This is a genomic window from Rhodococcus sp. NPDC058639 (assembly GCF_042717545.1).
Classification (GTDB): domain Bacteria; phylum Actinomycetota; class Actinomycetes; order Mycobacteriales; family Mycobacteriaceae; genus Rhodococcus.
Genome location: NZ_JBHXRF010000008.1, coordinates 93,799 through 106,354, shown reverse-complemented (window position 1 = coordinate 106,354; position 12,556 = coordinate 93,799). Strand labels below are relative to the sequence as shown.

15 protein-coding genes and 4 tRNA genes are annotated in these 12,556 nt (G+C 64.7%); 17 read left to right on the top strand and 2 right to left on the bottom strand.

All coding sequences use genetic code 11. The features are described from left to right. Window positions 1-15: 15 nt before the first annotated feature. Entirely contained in the window at window positions 16-1,287 is a 1,272-nt protein-coding gene (locus ACFWU2_RS16950) for a geranylgeranyl reductase family protein (RefSeq protein WP_378608229.1), read from the bottom strand. A 112-nt stretch (window positions 1,288-1,399) separates the two neighbouring features. Between ACFWU2_RS16950 and ACFWU2_RS16945 the strand changes: the two genes are divergently transcribed. Beyond that, window positions 1,400-2,446 carry a polyprenyl synthetase family protein gene (locus ACFWU2_RS16945; protein WP_378608227.1) on the top strand — a complete coding sequence of 349 codons (1,047 nt, stop codon included), beginning with the start codon at window positions 1,400-1,402 and terminating at the stop codon, window positions 2,444-2,446. Window positions 2,447-2,554: 108 nt separating this feature from the next. Beyond that, a complete protein-coding gene (gene htpX / locus ACFWU2_RS16940) occupies window positions 2,555-3,418 on the top strand; it encodes a zinc metalloprotease HtpX (RefSeq protein WP_378608225.1) in 864 nt (287 codons plus the stop codon). A gap of 118 nt (window positions 3,419-3,536) precedes the next feature. On the opposite strand, the gene ACFWU2_RS16935 is transcribed toward htpX, so the two are convergent. Then, entirely contained in the window at window positions 3,537-4,028 is a 492-nt protein-coding gene (locus ACFWU2_RS16935; protein ID WP_169619487.1) for a YajQ family cyclic di-GMP-binding protein, read from the bottom strand. 146 nt (window positions 4,029-4,174) lie between these two features. On the opposite strand from ACFWU2_RS16935, the gene ACFWU2_RS16930 reads away from it, so the two are divergent. From ACFWU2_RS16930 to ACFWU2_RS16860, 15 genes are all read left to right on the top strand, one after another. Further along, window positions 4,175-4,260, top strand: a tRNA-Tyr gene (locus ACFWU2_RS16930). Window positions 4,261-4,505: 245 nt separating this feature from the next. Beyond that, window positions 4,506-4,578: transfer RNA gene (locus ACFWU2_RS16925), tRNA-Thr, on the top strand. 43 nt (window positions 4,579-4,621) lie between these two features. Beyond that, window positions 4,622-4,697: transfer RNA gene (locus tag ACFWU2_RS16920), tRNA-Met, on the top strand. Window positions 4,698-4,754: 57 nt separating this feature from the next. After that, window positions 4,755-4,922 carry a 50S ribosomal protein L33 gene (gene rpmG, locus ACFWU2_RS16915; RefSeq protein ID WP_003941903.1) on the top strand — a complete coding sequence of 56 codons (168 nt, stop codon included), beginning with the start codon at window positions 4,755-4,757 and terminating at the stop codon, window positions 4,920-4,922. Window positions 4,923-5,010: 88 nt separating this feature from the next. Beyond that, the gene (hadA, locus tag ACFWU2_RS16910) at window positions 5,011-5,583 is read left to right on the top strand and encodes a (3R)-hydroxyacyl-ACP dehydratase subunit HadA (RefSeq protein ID WP_169619488.1); all 573 of its coding nucleotides are present in this window, start codon (window positions 5,011-5,013) and stop codon (window positions 5,581-5,583) included. Next, complete coding sequence (hadB, locus tag ACFWU2_RS16905) at window positions 5,570-5,995, top strand: (3R)-hydroxyacyl-ACP dehydratase subunit HadB (RefSeq protein WP_378608223.1); 426 nt, start codon at window positions 5,570-5,572, stop codon at window positions 5,993-5,995. Before hadA ends, hadB begins: the two co-directional genes overlap by 14 nt. 179 nt (window positions 5,996-6,174) lie before the next feature. Next, window positions 6,175-6,247: transfer RNA gene (locus ACFWU2_RS16900), tRNA-Trp, on the top strand. A gap of 32 nt (window positions 6,248-6,279) precedes the next feature. Then, window positions 6,280-6,711 carry a preprotein translocase subunit SecE gene (secE, locus tag ACFWU2_RS16895; protein WP_378608221.1) on the top strand — a complete coding sequence of 144 codons (432 nt, stop codon included), beginning with the start codon at window positions 6,280-6,282 and terminating at the stop codon, window positions 6,709-6,711. Between the two features lie 44 nt (window positions 6,712-6,755). Next, window positions 6,756-7,571 carry a transcription termination/antitermination protein NusG gene (nusG, locus tag ACFWU2_RS16890; RefSeq protein ID WP_378608219.1) on the top strand — a complete coding sequence of 272 codons (816 nt, stop codon included), beginning with the start codon at window positions 6,756-6,758 and terminating at the stop codon, window positions 7,569-7,571. A 63-nt stretch (window positions 7,572-7,634) separates the two neighbouring features. Then, window positions 7,635-8,069, top strand: coding sequence for a 50S ribosomal protein L11 (gene rplK, locus ACFWU2_RS16885; RefSeq protein ID WP_169619492.1), 435 nt, complete (start codon window positions 7,635-7,637; stop codon window positions 8,067-8,069). 124 nt (window positions 8,070-8,193) lie between these two features. Further along, window positions 8,194-8,907: a 50S ribosomal protein L1 gene (gene rplA, locus ACFWU2_RS16880; RefSeq protein ID WP_378608217.1), complete on the top strand. Its 714-nt coding sequence runs from the start codon at window positions 8,194-8,196 to the stop codon at window positions 8,905-8,907. Window positions 8,908-9,292: 385 nt separating this feature from the next. Further along, window positions 9,293-9,820 carry a 50S ribosomal protein L10 gene (rplJ, locus tag ACFWU2_RS16875; protein ID WP_169619494.1) on the top strand — a complete coding sequence of 176 codons (528 nt, stop codon included), beginning with the start codon at window positions 9,293-9,295 and terminating at the stop codon, window positions 9,818-9,820. 111 nt (window positions 9,821-9,931) lie between these two features. Then, a complete protein-coding gene (rplL, locus tag ACFWU2_RS16870; protein WP_169619495.1) occupies window positions 9,932-10,318 on the top strand; it encodes a 50S ribosomal protein L7/L12 in 387 nt (128 codons plus the stop codon). A 328-nt stretch (window positions 10,319-10,646) separates the two neighbouring features. After that, window positions 10,647-11,756 carry an ABC transporter ATP-binding protein gene (locus tag ACFWU2_RS16865; protein ID WP_296550975.1) on the top strand — a complete coding sequence of 370 codons (1,110 nt, stop codon included), beginning with the start codon at window positions 10,647-10,649 and terminating at the stop codon, window positions 11,754-11,756. 8 nt (window positions 11,757-11,764) lie between these two features. Beyond that, complete coding sequence (locus ACFWU2_RS16860; protein ID WP_169619496.1) at window positions 11,765-12,556, top strand: ABC transporter permease; 792 nt, start codon at window positions 11,765-11,767, stop codon at window positions 12,554-12,556.

The following is a 12,556-nucleotide window of genomic DNA, read 5'->3' as shown; positions in this document are numbered from 1 at the left end:
GCACAGCGCGGTGCGTCAGGCGAACAACGGCCGGCGGTCCCAGCGCATGGACGCACGTCCGCTCGCCCGCCACGCCCGTGCCACGACGTCGGTGTCCTCGTCGGTCACCAGGTTTCCCATCACGCGCACAGCGACATTCATCAGCGCCCGTGACCGCATCGCGACCGGTCCGGTCGTCGGGAGGAACTTCGGCACGGTGAGCAGGCCGGCCAGCCTCCGTGCGGTCGAGAACGCGGCTCCGTAATGCGCGCGCAGCAACGCGGGCCACTCGCCGGTCAGATCGTCCCGGTCGAGGATCTCTGCGAGCAGGCGCCCGCCCTCGAGTCCGTAATCGATGCCTTCACCGTTGAGGGGATTGACGCAGGCGGCCGCGTCGCCGACAAGCGCCCAGTTGACGCCGGCCACTCCGGACACCGCACCACCCATGGGAAGTAGCGCCGACGCGACCCTGGTCACCGGGCCCAGTCCCCACTCCGCGCGACGCTTGTCCGCATACAGGTCGATCAACGGCCGCAACGATCCTTGCGCGGGCCGCGCGGCCGTGGCAAGCGTGCCGACGCCGATGTTGACCTCGCCGGTTCCGAGCGGGAACACCCAGCCGTAACCCGGTTGCAGGGTTCCCGCATCGTCACGCAACTCGAGGTGCGAGGTGATCCACGGATCGTCGCTCCGCGTGGACGTCGCATAGGCGCGGGCGGCTACGCCGTACGCGGTGTCGCGGTGCCAGCGGCGTCCGAGGACCTTGCCCAGCGGCGAGCGCACTCCGTCTGCGACGACGAGCCGCCGGCACGACACGGTGCGCGGGCCGTCCTCGGTGCGGAGGAGGACGGAGGTCACCCGGTCGCTGTCACGCTCGACGTCGACGGCCTTGGCTCCTTCGACCATCCGGGCACCGGAATCGAGGGCGACCCGGCGGATACGGTCGTCCAACTCGGTGCGGGGCACGGCGCTTCCCATCGAGGGGAACGAGGACTCCGGCCACGGCAACTCGAATCGGCCACCGAACCCCTCGAGGCGCAAGCCGCGGTTGACGGTGTGGGTACGCAACCAATCGCCCAGGCCGAGGCGGTCCAGTTCCGCGACCGCGCGCGGGGTGAGCCCGTCGCCGCAGGTTTTGTCGCGCGGGAAGGTCGCGGCGTCGACCAACAGCACGTCGTGCCCGGCGCGGGCCGCCCATGCCGCAGCCGACGAACCGGCGGGACCGGCACCGACGACGAGAACATCGGTACTGTCGGGAACGCAGGACCGGGATTGCCGCGGCTCTCTTGCGGAGTTTTCGCCCACCACGCGTCCATCCTCTCAGGCACGACTTTCTCGCCTCGACGAGGTGGTGTGGTGGTGGAGCGGCTAGGTTCACTACCGTGAGGCCGAGGCGACAGAGAAGGATGGGTACGTCATCGTGAGCACTGAGGGGGCGGCTCGGACCGCCGGTCCGGCCGACGGGGTATCGAGCACCGTCGTTGCCGGTGTGGAACTCGGCGACCCGGGTCTCGCGACCAGCGTGCGCGACGGACTCGCGAGCGTCGAGGCACTGCTCGTCCAGGAGTTGTCGGACGGTGAAGACTTCCTGACGGAAGCGGCACTGCACCTCGCGAAGGCGGGCGGCAAGCGATTCCGGCCGCTGTTCACGATCCTGACCGCGCAACTCGGCCCCAACCCCGCCGATCCGTCGGTCGTGACGGCGGCGACGGTGGTCGAACTCGTCCACCTCGCGACCCTCTACCACGACGACGTGATGGACGAGGCGACGATGCGGCGGGGCGCTCCGAGCGCGAACGTGCGCTGGAACAACAGCGTCGCCATCCTCGCCGGCGACTACCTGTTCGCCCACGCGTCCCGGCTGGTGTCCACGCTCGGCCCGTCCGCGGTGCAGATCATCGCCGAGACGTTCGCCGAACTCGTGACCGGGCAGATGCGCGAAACCATCGGTGCCCGGGAGCAGCAGGACCCGGTCGAGCACTACCTGCGGGTGGTGTGGGAGAAGACCGGTTCGCTGATCGCGGCGAGCGGCCGATTCGGTGGCACCTTCTCCGGTGGTGACGAAGAGCACGTCGCACGGCTCGAGCGGCTCGGTGACGCCGTCGGTACCGCGTTCCAGATCGTCGACGACATCATCGACATCGCGTCGGTCACGTCCGAATCGGGCAAGACACCCGGAACCGATCTTCGGGAGGGCGTACACACGTTGCCGGTGCTCTACGCGCTGCGCGAGACCGGACCCGACGCGGATCGGTTGCGGGAGCTGCTCGTCGGGCCGATCGACGACGAGGCACACGTCGAGGAGGCCCTCGAACTTCTCGTCCGGTCGCCCGGCATGGAGGCGGCCAAGCAGACCCTCGACACGTATGCCCGGCGGGCGCACGCCGAACTCGAGGCACTGCCTCAGGGGCCCGCCAACGAGGCGTTGCGGCACCTCGTCGACTTCACGATCGCCCGGGTGGGCTGACCTCATCCGACCCGTCCCGGTGGAACCGGGAAGCCCCGCCGTTCGTTGACACGACGTATGGACCACCACCGTGCGAACCACAGACGCGGGGTGGGGGAGGAGCGCGACGTGCACGGGTATGCGAACCGTCTCAAGACGGTCGGGTTGCTGGTGGGAATGTCGGCGCTGATCGTCTTCGTCGGCGCCTTGTTCCAGAACTCGACGATCCTGGTGATCTCGGTGGTGCTGGCGGTCGGTGTGAACGGGTACGCGTACTTCAACAGCGACAAGCTCGCGTTGCGGTCGATGCACGCGCAGCCGATCACCGAGGTCCAGGCACCGGTGATCTACCGGATCGTGCGTGAGCTGGCGACGGCGGCACATCAACCGATGCCGCGGTTGTACGTCAGTCCCACCAACGCGCCCAACGCGTTCGCCACCGGCCGCAATCCACGTAATGCCGCGGTGTGCTGCACCAGCGGGATCCTCGAGATTCTCAACGAGCGCGAACTACGCGCGGTCCTCGGACACGAGTTGTCGCACGTCTACAACCGCGACATCCTGATCTCGTCCGTCGCCGGCGCCATGGCCGCGGTCATCTCCGGTCTCGCCAACTTCGCGTTCTTCGCGGGCGCGTTCGGTGGCAATCGGGGGGGCGGCGCCAATCCGATCGCGCTGTTGCTCGTCTCGTTGCTCGGCCCCATTGCCGCGTCGGTGGTCAAGCTGGCGGTCTCGCGCTCACGTGAGTACCAGGCAGACCAGTCCGGCGCCGAGCTGACGGGTGATCCCCTGGCGCTGGCCTCTGCGCTACGCAAGCTCGAGCGCGGCACCCAGGCCGCGCCGTTGCCGCCGGAGCCGCAACTCGCGGCACAGTCGCACCTGATGATCGCCAACCCGTTCCGGGCCGGCGACAAGATGAGCAGGCTGTTCTCCACCCATCCGCCCATGGAGGAGCGCATCGCGCGGCTGGAGCGCATGGCGGGGTTGCGGTGAGGCAACCCCCGGGTAGATCAGGGGAAGCGCTCGCAGAGGCCCCAGGAGCCCGAAGCCGCAGGAACGACACCGCCCGCGCGTGGAAGCGCGGGGCGGGTGTCGGTGCGGCCGCGTCGCTCTAGCGGTAGTTGACGAACTGAAGCGCGACGTCGAGGTCGGCGTTCTTGAGCAGCGCGATGATGGCCTGCAGATCGTCGCGCTTCTTGCTGCTCACACGCAGCTCTTCACCCTGGATCTGTGCCTTCACGCCCTTGGGGCCTTCGTCACGGATCAGCTTCGTGATCTTCTTCGCATTCTCCTGGCTGATGCCTTGGACGAGGGTGCCGGTGAGCTTGTAGACCTTGCCCGACTGGGTCGGTTCTCCGGTCTCGAGCGACTTGAGGGACAGGTCCCGCCGGATCAGCTTCTCCTTGAACACGTCGAGCGCAGCCTTGACGCGGTCCTCGGTGTCGGCGGTGATCACGATGCTCTCTTCGCCGGACCATTCGATGCTCGCGCCGGTATTGCGGAAGTCGAAGCGGTTCGCGATCTCCTTCGCCGCCTGGTTCAGGGCGTTGTCCACTTCCTGACGGTCGACCTTGCTCACCACATCGAACGACGAATCAGCCACGTCTGTCTCCACTTCGGTCGGTCTGTACGGGGTTGTCATGCCGACGCTATCCGGTCGATCGGCGCCCGTAACCACCCGGTTTGCATTTCGGGGGGGTATGCGTTGTATTCTTCCAACGCATCAGGGACACGGTCCCGAGAGCACCCGGCAGGTTGCCCGAGCGGCCAATGGGAGCGGACTGTAAATCCGTCGGCTTATGCCTACGTAGGTTCGAATCCTACACCTGCCACCACACAGCCCCGGTTCTTCGGAACCGGGGCTGTCGTGTTTTCCGGGGTGGTTTTCCGGGGGTGCCGCGGCGCACGGTCCGCCAGTGGCCGACCACGCGTTGCCGCCGACCGGAGCGTGCGGCGACCGACACGGGTGCGCGACGCTCGAGCGTCGCTTTTGATGCCACTACCTGCTGATTTTGTGCTGACGGCGAGTGTGTGTAATCTTTTGGAGGCCGCAGCGAGCAGAGATGCTCCACGTGGCCGCGCCCCCTTAGCTCAGTCGGCAGAGCGTTTCCATGGTAAGGAAAAGGTCGACGGTTCGATTCCGTCAGGGGGCTCGCTGGATTGTGTGCCTTGATTCCGCGCGGCACATGACACCGAGGCGGTGTAGCTCAGTTGGTAGAGCAAACGACTCATAATCGTTGTGTCGCCGGTTCAAGTCCGGCCATCGCTACCAGAGTTGAATGAACCACCTGATCGATCATGATCAGATTTAACCGAAAGAAGGCATCCCGTGGCCTCCTCTACAGACGTCCGGCCGAAGATCACCTTGGCCTGCGAGGTGTGCAAGCACCGCAACTACATCACCAAGAAGAACCGTCGCAACGACCCCGATCGGCTCGAACTGAAGAAGTTCTGCCCGAACTGCGGTACGCACCAGTCGCACCGCGAGTCGAAGTAGCCTATCTGATCGACGTCGACGCGTAAGGTCTCCGCAATACCGACCGCGCCTGTTGGCGTCCTGGGCGGAATTGCGGAGGTTTTTGCGTATGACAGACGCACTCGTATCCGAAGACTCTGTGGACGTGACCGAACAGGCCGGGATCCAGTTCGATGTCGCCGCGCATGCGAAGTCCATGGTCGGACACCATTACCGTGTGGACGATTTCTACGAAGTCGGTCGCGAGAAGATTCGTGAGTACGCCCGTGCGGTGCTCGACGGACATCCCGCGCACCACGACGAGGACGCAGCCAAGGGCCTCGGATACGACGGCCTGATCGCTCCGCTCACCTTCATCTCGATCGTCGGCATGATCGCGCAGCGCAAGCTGTTCGAGGAAGTCGTCACGGGTTACGACCTGAGTCAGATCATGCAGACCGATCAGCGCCTCGTGTTCCACCGGCCGATCCAGGCAGGCGATCGTCTGTTCTGTGACGTGTACCTGGAGGAATTCCGACAGGCAGCCGGCAGCGACATCATCACCACGAAGAACCTCATCACGGATCAGTTCGACAATCTCGTGCTGACCTCGTGGACCACCTTGGTGGGCCGTACCGGCGGCGAGGTCGACGCCAACATCGCGCACGCGGTCAAGGATGTGATGATGCATGAGCCTTCGTAGCTTCGAAGACGTCGTGGTCGGGGACGAGCTCCCCACCAAGACGGTGACGCTCACGCGCGGCAATCTCGTCAACTATGCCGGTGTGTCGGGTGATCCCAACCCGATTCACTGGAGCGACAAGGTCGCCGAACTTGCCGGCTTGCGCGGCGTCGTCGGTCACGGCATGCTCTCCATGGGCATCGGGGCCGGCTATGTCACGGAGTGGCTGGGAGACCCCGGTGCGGTGAAGGAATACAACGTTCGCTTCACCAGCCCGGTATATGTGGAGGCCGATGAGGCCGCCGCAATCGAGTTCAACGGCAAGATCAAGTCGTTGGACGCGGAAAGCAAGACAGCAGTGGTCGCGATCGTGGCGAAGTCGGAAGGTCGTAAGATCTTCGGGCGGGCCACGGCAACGGTTCGCTTGGCCTGACGGCCGGGCGGATTGGGTTTGTCCCGGGGCAATGCAGTACACTAAAGCTTCTGGGATCGTATAGCGCAGCGCGCTGCTCTTCGGTGCTCGTTCAAAGCCGATGGGGTAGCGCGCGTGTCATGTGATCGCAGACGGGTCGATCGACAAGGTGCTCGTTCGAGACACCGATGATCGACCAAAGGGGCGTAGCTCAATTGGCAGAGCAGCGGTCTCCAAAACCGCAGGTTGCAGGTTCAAGTCCTGTCGCCCCTGCCCCCGGACTGCCAGCGACCGAGAGGAACGATGTGAGCGAGGAGCGCGGTAAGCGCCTCAGCGACACCGGAGGGTTCACCCCCCGCGACGCTGGACCGGCAACCGGCGCAACCCCCGACGATTCCTCTGCGGTAACGAGGCCGAGCGGCAAGCGAGTCGCTCGCTCGTCCGATGGTGGACGAGTTTCCGTCGCCAAGGATTCCGATCCGGCAGGTTCGCGCCGTGCCAGGTCTGCCGTCGCGACCGGTGACATCTCCGGGGACAAGAAGCCCGAGAACATCTTCAAGCGCCTGCGTCGCTACTTCCGTGAGGTCATCGCCGAGCTCCGCAAGGTGATCTGGCCGAATCGCAAGCAGCTGACCACCTACACGATCGTCGTGGTGGTCTTTGTGGCTGTGATGACGGCGTTCATCTTCGGCTTGGATCTGGCGTTCGTGCAGGGCGTCAGCTGGTTGTTCGGCTAGCGCACGCGCGCCTGCAAATTTGATCGACGAGAGGAAAAGTGCCGGTGAGCACCCCCGAGAACGACTCCTACGAGGCTTCGGCCGAAGAGCACGTTTCGGACGAGGTTTTCGTTGACGACGCGGCGTCCGCCGAGGCCGTCGATGCCGACGCGACGCCCGAGAACGTCGATGACCTTGCCCCTGCCGGTGAGGATGCCGACGCATCCACCGAAGGTGGCGAGCCCGAGGTCGAGGTCGAGGTCGATCCTGCCGAGGCTCTGGAGAAGCAGCTTCGCCTCGAAGCCGGTGACTGGTATGTGATCCACTCGTACGCCGGTTACGAGAACAAGGTGAAGGCCAACCTCGAGACCCGCGTGCAGAACCTGGACCTGGGTGAGTACATCTTCCAGGTCGAGGTGCCCACGGAAGAGGTCACCGAGATCAAGAACGGGCAGCGCAAGCTGGTCAACCGCAAGGTTCTGCCCGGTTACATCCTGGTTCGCATGGAGCTGAACGACGAGTCGTGGGGCGCCGTGCGCAACACGCCCGGCGTGACCGGCTTCGTCGGTGCGACCTCCCGTCCGTCGCCGCTGACGATCAAGGAGGTCGTGAAGTTCCTCCTCCCGCAGCAGGCGAAGAAGAAGCCCGCGGCCGGAACGTCGGCCGCCGGCGAGCAGTCGGCCGCCGCGTCGTCGAAGCCCACCATCGAGGTGGACTTCGAGGTCGGGGAGTCCGTGACCGTGATGGACGGTCCGTTCGCTACGCTGCCCGCGTCCATCAGCGAAGTAAATGCCGAGCAGCAGAAGCTCAAGGTCCTGGTGTCGATCTTCGGTCGTGAGACCCCCGTGGAGTTGTCCTTCACGCAGGTTTCGAAGATCTGACGCACGAAAGCTTGCAGTAGCAATACGCAAGAACCACACCGAGCAAGAAACTTAGGAATAGAGATGCCCCCCAAGAAGAAGAAGATCGCCGGGCTCATCAAGCTCCAGATCCAGGCCGGCGCGGCCAATCCGGCGCCTCCGGTCGGCCCCGCGCTGGGTCAGCACGGCGTCAACATCATGGAGTTCTGCAAGGCGTACAACGCAGCGACCGAGTCGCAGCGCGGCAACGTCGTGCCGGTCGAGATCACGGTCTACGAAGACCGCTCGTTCGACTTCAAGCTGAAGACGCCTCCGGCTGCCAAGCTGCTGCTCAAGGCAGCGGGCGTGCAGAAGGGCTCCGGCGAGCCGCACAAGACCAAGGTCGCCACGGTGACCATGGATCAGGTGCGCGAGATCGCCAAGACCAAGCAGGAAGACCTGAACGCCAACGACGTCGAGGCCGCCGCGAAGATCATCGCCGGCACCGCGCGTTCGATGGGCATCACGGTCGAGGGCTGAGAATCCCTCACCGGTCGGAAGGGACGGGTTCCCCTCCGGCTGCAGCACCACCACGTGGGAGGGCCGGCCAGGTCCGCAACCACTCCCGAACCATTCACCGCAAGGTGAGAAGTTAGGAAAGAACATGGCAAAGCGCAGCAAGGCATACCTCGCCGCCGCCGAGAAGATCGACTCCGACGCTCTCTACAGCCCCCTCGCAGCCGCAAAGCTCGCGCAGGAGACGGCCTCGAAGAACACCGACAGCACGGTCGAGGTCGCAATGCGCCTCGGCGTCGACCCCCGTAAGGCCGACCAGATGGTCCGCGGCACGGTCAACCTGCCCCACGGCACGGGTAAGACCGCTCGCGTCATCGTCTTCGCCGTCGGCGAGAAGGCTGCCGAGGCAGAGGCCGCAGGCGCCGACGTCGTCGGTGCAGAGGACCTGATCGAGCGGATTCAGGGCGGCTGGCTGGACTTCGACGCCGCGATCGCGACGCCGGACCAGATGGCCAAGGTCGGTCGTATCGCACGCGTCCTCGGCCCGCGTGGCCTCATGCCGAACCCGAAGACCGGCACCGTCACGCCGGACGTCGCGAAGGCTGTCACGGATATCAAGGGCGGCAAGATCAACTTCCGCGTCGACAAGAACGCCAACCTTCACTTCGTGATCGGTAAGGCATCCTTCGGCGACACCAAGCTGGTCGAGAACTACGCGGCTGCCCTCGACGAGGTGCTCCGTGCGAAGCCCTCGAGCGCGAAGGGCCGCTACATCAAGAAGATCACGATCGCTACGACCACCGGACCGGGCATCCCGGTGGATCCGCAGCGCACGCGTAACCTTCTCGAGGTTGCAGAGTAGATCGCTCGTTCACGCGAGTACGCACTCCGAACGGCCGGCACAGGATCCCTGTGCCGGCCGTTTTGCGTTCTGCCAGCGTGGTCCGCTACAGTAGGCGGGTAGTTCGGCATTGTGTCGATCTCCACCCCGATCATGTTCTACCAAAGACCGTTGGTCACCGAGGTTGCTTGCAGCATCGGTTGAAGGTCCGGATTCATCCGGCGGCCCACGCAGGAGGACGAGGTTAGGGGAGTTGCGAAATGATCGCCTCCGTGCGGTTCTGATCCCTCTCTCACGCCCCGTGTGCCCTGCGCCGGGGCGTTTGTCGTTCCCGGCCCGACGGTTCCCGGTGGGACGTCCCATTCGGGACACCGGGAAAACGACTGTTACTGAGAGGAGGCGAAGTATGGCAAAGCCCGAGAAGGTTTCCGCAGTTGCGGAGATCACCGAGCAGTTCAAGAGCTCGACGGCCGCCGTGATCACGGAATACCGTGGTCTTTCGGTGGGAAGTCTGACTGAGCTGCGTCGCGCTCTCGGAGAGGGTGCTACCTACTCCGTCGCCAAGAACACCCTGGTCAAGCGCGCCGCCGCAGAGGCGGGCGTCGAGGGTCTCGACGATCTGTTCGTCGGTCCGACCGCCATCGCGTTCGTCAAGGGCGAGCCGGTGGACGCAGCGAAGGCCCTCAAGGCCTTCGCGAAGGACAACAAGGCACTCGTCATCAAGGGCGGGTACATGGACGGCGGCATGCTGTCTGTGGACCAGGTCAACCAGATCGCGGACCTCGAGTCCCGCGAGGTGCTGTTGGCCAAGCTCGCCGGCGCGATGAAGGGCAACTTGGCAAAGGCCGCGAGCCTGTTCAATGCTCCCGCTTCGCAGGTGGCTCGCCTTGCGGCCGCCCTGCAGGAGAAGAAGGAAGCCGAAGAGGCAGCCTGACGCTGATCCGCATCACCGCGTATCGCTGAACAAATCCACGCACGCTCCGGCGTGCACCATCCCATCCGGTCGCGGATCAGCGACATGGGACTTACAGGAAGGACCGCCATCATGGCGAAGCTCACCACCGAAGAGCTGCTCGACGCGTTCAAGGAACTGACCCTGCTCGAGCTCTCGGAGTTCGTGAAGGCATTCGAGGAGACCTTCGAGGTCACCGCTGCTGCTCCGGTCGCCGTTGCCGCTGCCGGCGCTCCGGCCGCTGCTGCCGAGGCTGCTGAAGAGCAGGACGAGTTCGACGTCATCCTCGAAGGTGCCGGCGAGAAGAAGATCCAGGTCATCAAGGTCGTTCGCGAGATCGTCTCCGGCCTGGGCCTGAAGGAAGCCAAGGACCTCGTCGAGGGTGCTCCGAAGCCGATCCTCGAGAAGGTTGCCAAGGACGCTGCCGAGGCTGCCAAGGCGAAGCTCGAGGACGCCGGCGCCAAGGTCTCCGTCAAGTAAGACGGTTTCCCCTCGCGCGGGCGGGACGGTCTCCGTCCCTCTCGTGCGGCGTTGCTCCGAAGACCGCCCCCACGGATTTGTTCCGTGGGGGCGGTCTTTTCGGTATTACGGGACTCGCGGTGTCGTCGCCCACTCGAACGGCACCCTGCGGCCCGGCGACTTCGGGTGTTGTGCGGCATCGACGCAGGTCAGAGCATAAGTCGACCTATGTTGCTCCTTGGGAATCCCTTTACTTACTTTGGAGTAGGGTCACTTGTCACGGGCACCACCTCGATGCGATAGAGTGGCGCAACCCACATCGGGAACGGGATCGAAGAGCGCGGAGGTAATCGTGGGCGTCGAGGTGTCCGTCGAGGGACTGACCAAGTCCTTCGGCTCGCAGCGGATCTGGCAGGACGTGACTCTGACCCTCCCCCCCGGCGAGGTGAGCGTGCTGCTCGGACCTTCGGGTACGGGTAAATCGGTATTCCTGAAGTCGCTGATCGGCCTGCTGCGCCCGGAGCAGGGCTCGATCATCATCGATGGCACCGACATCCTGCAGTGCTCGAGCAAAGAACTCTACGAGATCCGCAAACTGTTCGGCGTGCTGTTCCAGGACGGCGCGTTGTTCGGCTCGATGAACCTGTACGACAACGTTGCCTTCCCCCTGCGGGAGCACACCAAGAAGTCCGAGTCCGACGTTCGCAAGATCGTGATGAGCAAGCTCGAACTGGTCGGTCTGCTCGGCGCGGAAGACAAGCTGCCCGGTGAGATCTCCGGTGGTATGCGCAAGCGCGCGGGCCTGGCCCGTGCGCTGGTGCTCGACCCCGAGATCATCCTGGTCGACGAGCCGGACTCCGGCCTCGACCCGGTCCGGACCACCTATATCTCGCAGACCCTGATCGACATCAATGCCGAGATCGACGCGACTATCCTCATCGTGTCGCACAACATCAATCTCGCTCGCACGGTGCCCGACAACATCGGCATGCTGTTCCGCCGCCAGTTGGTGATGTTCGGTCCGCGTGAGGTGCTGCTGACCTCGGACGAACCGGTGGTCAAGCAGTTCCTCAACGGCACGATGATCGGTCCGATCGGCATGTCGGAGGAGAAGGACGAAGCGCAGATGGCTCACGAGCAGGCGCTCGTGGACGCCGGTCACCACGCCGGCGGCGTCGAAGATGTCGAAGGCATCGTGCCGCAGATGAAAGCCACTCCCGGTATGCCGTTCCGTCAGGCCGTCGCGCGCCGGAAGGACCGTGTGCGGCAGATCCTGCACACGCTTCCGTCCGTTGCCCAGAGTGCGATTCTCGAATCGCTCGACGAAGACGACACGCCCATGGCCGCACCGGGACAGCACGGGCAGGCATCGGGATACCACGATGATCTCGACGCCGACACGCAGGTAATTCCCGTGTACTCCCCAGAGCAGCACGGTCAGCCGCAGGGCCAGAAGTAGGAGATTAGATGGGGGCTGGTAGCTCGCTGTTGCGTCCCGCGCACGGCGCACTCACCCAAGCCGGAAATATCGTCGAGCTTTTCGTCGACGTCGTGAGAAACACGTTCCGCCGACCGTTCCAGTTTCGCGAGTTCATCGAGCAGGCGTGGTTCATCGCCAGTGTGACGATCCTGCCGACCGCGCTCGTGGCGATTCCGTTCGGTGCGGTCGTGTCGCTTCAGACCGGTTCGTTGATCAAGCAGCTCGGGGCCGAATCGTTCACCGGCGCAGCCAGTGTGCTTGCGGTCATCCAGCAGGGCAGCCCGATCGTGACAGCTCTGCTGATCGCCGGGGCAGCGGGCTCGGCGGTCACAGCCGACCTCGGGTCACGGACGATCCGCGAGGAGATCGACGCGATGGAAGTGCTGGGTATCAACCCGGTGCAACGTCTCGTCGTACCCCGCGTACTGGCCATGGTGCTCGTGGCGCTGCTGCTCAACGGACTCGTCTCCGTCGTGGGCATCGCAGGCGGGTACTTCTTCAACGTCGTCCTGCAGGGCGGTACACCCGGTGCGTATCTCGCGTCCTTCTCGGCGCTCGCCCAGCTACCCGATCTGTACGTCGCCGAACTCAAGGCAGCGATCTTCGGTCTCATCGCCGGCGTGGTCGCCTGCTACAAGGGCTTGCACCCCGGCCCCGGGCCGAAGGGCGTGGGGGAGGCAGTGAACCAGACCGTGGTCATCACGTTCCTGTTGCTCTTCTTCGCCAACCTGATCTTGACGATGGTGTATCTGCAGGTTGTACCTGCGAAGGGATCTTGA

Coding starts and splice junctions, on each gene's coding strand:
- hadA (WP_169619488.1), top strand. CDS start 5,011: ATGACAGACGCACTCGTATCCGAAGACTCTGTGGACGTGACCGAACAG.
- hadB (WP_378608223.1), top strand. CDS start 5,570: ATGAGCCTTCGTAGCTTCGAAGACGTCGTGGTCGGGGACGAGCTCCCC.
- rplK (WP_169619492.1), top strand. CDS start 7,635: ATGCCCCCCAAGAAGAAGAAGATCGCCGGGCTCATCAAGCTCCAGATC.
- rplA (WP_378608217.1), top strand. CDS start 8,194: ATGGCAAAGCGCAGCAAGGCATACCTCGCCGCCGCCGAGAAGATCGAC.
- rplJ (WP_169619494.1), top strand. CDS start 9,293: ATGGCAAAGCCCGAGAAGGTTTCCGCAGTTGCGGAGATCACCGAGCAG.
- rplL (WP_169619495.1), top strand. CDS start 9,932: ATGGCGAAGCTCACCACCGAAGAGCTGCTCGACGCGTTCAAGGAACTG.
- ACFWU2_RS16860 (WP_169619496.1), top strand. CDS start 11,765: ATGGGGGCTGGTAGCTCGCTGTTGCGTCCCGCGCACGGCGCACTCACC.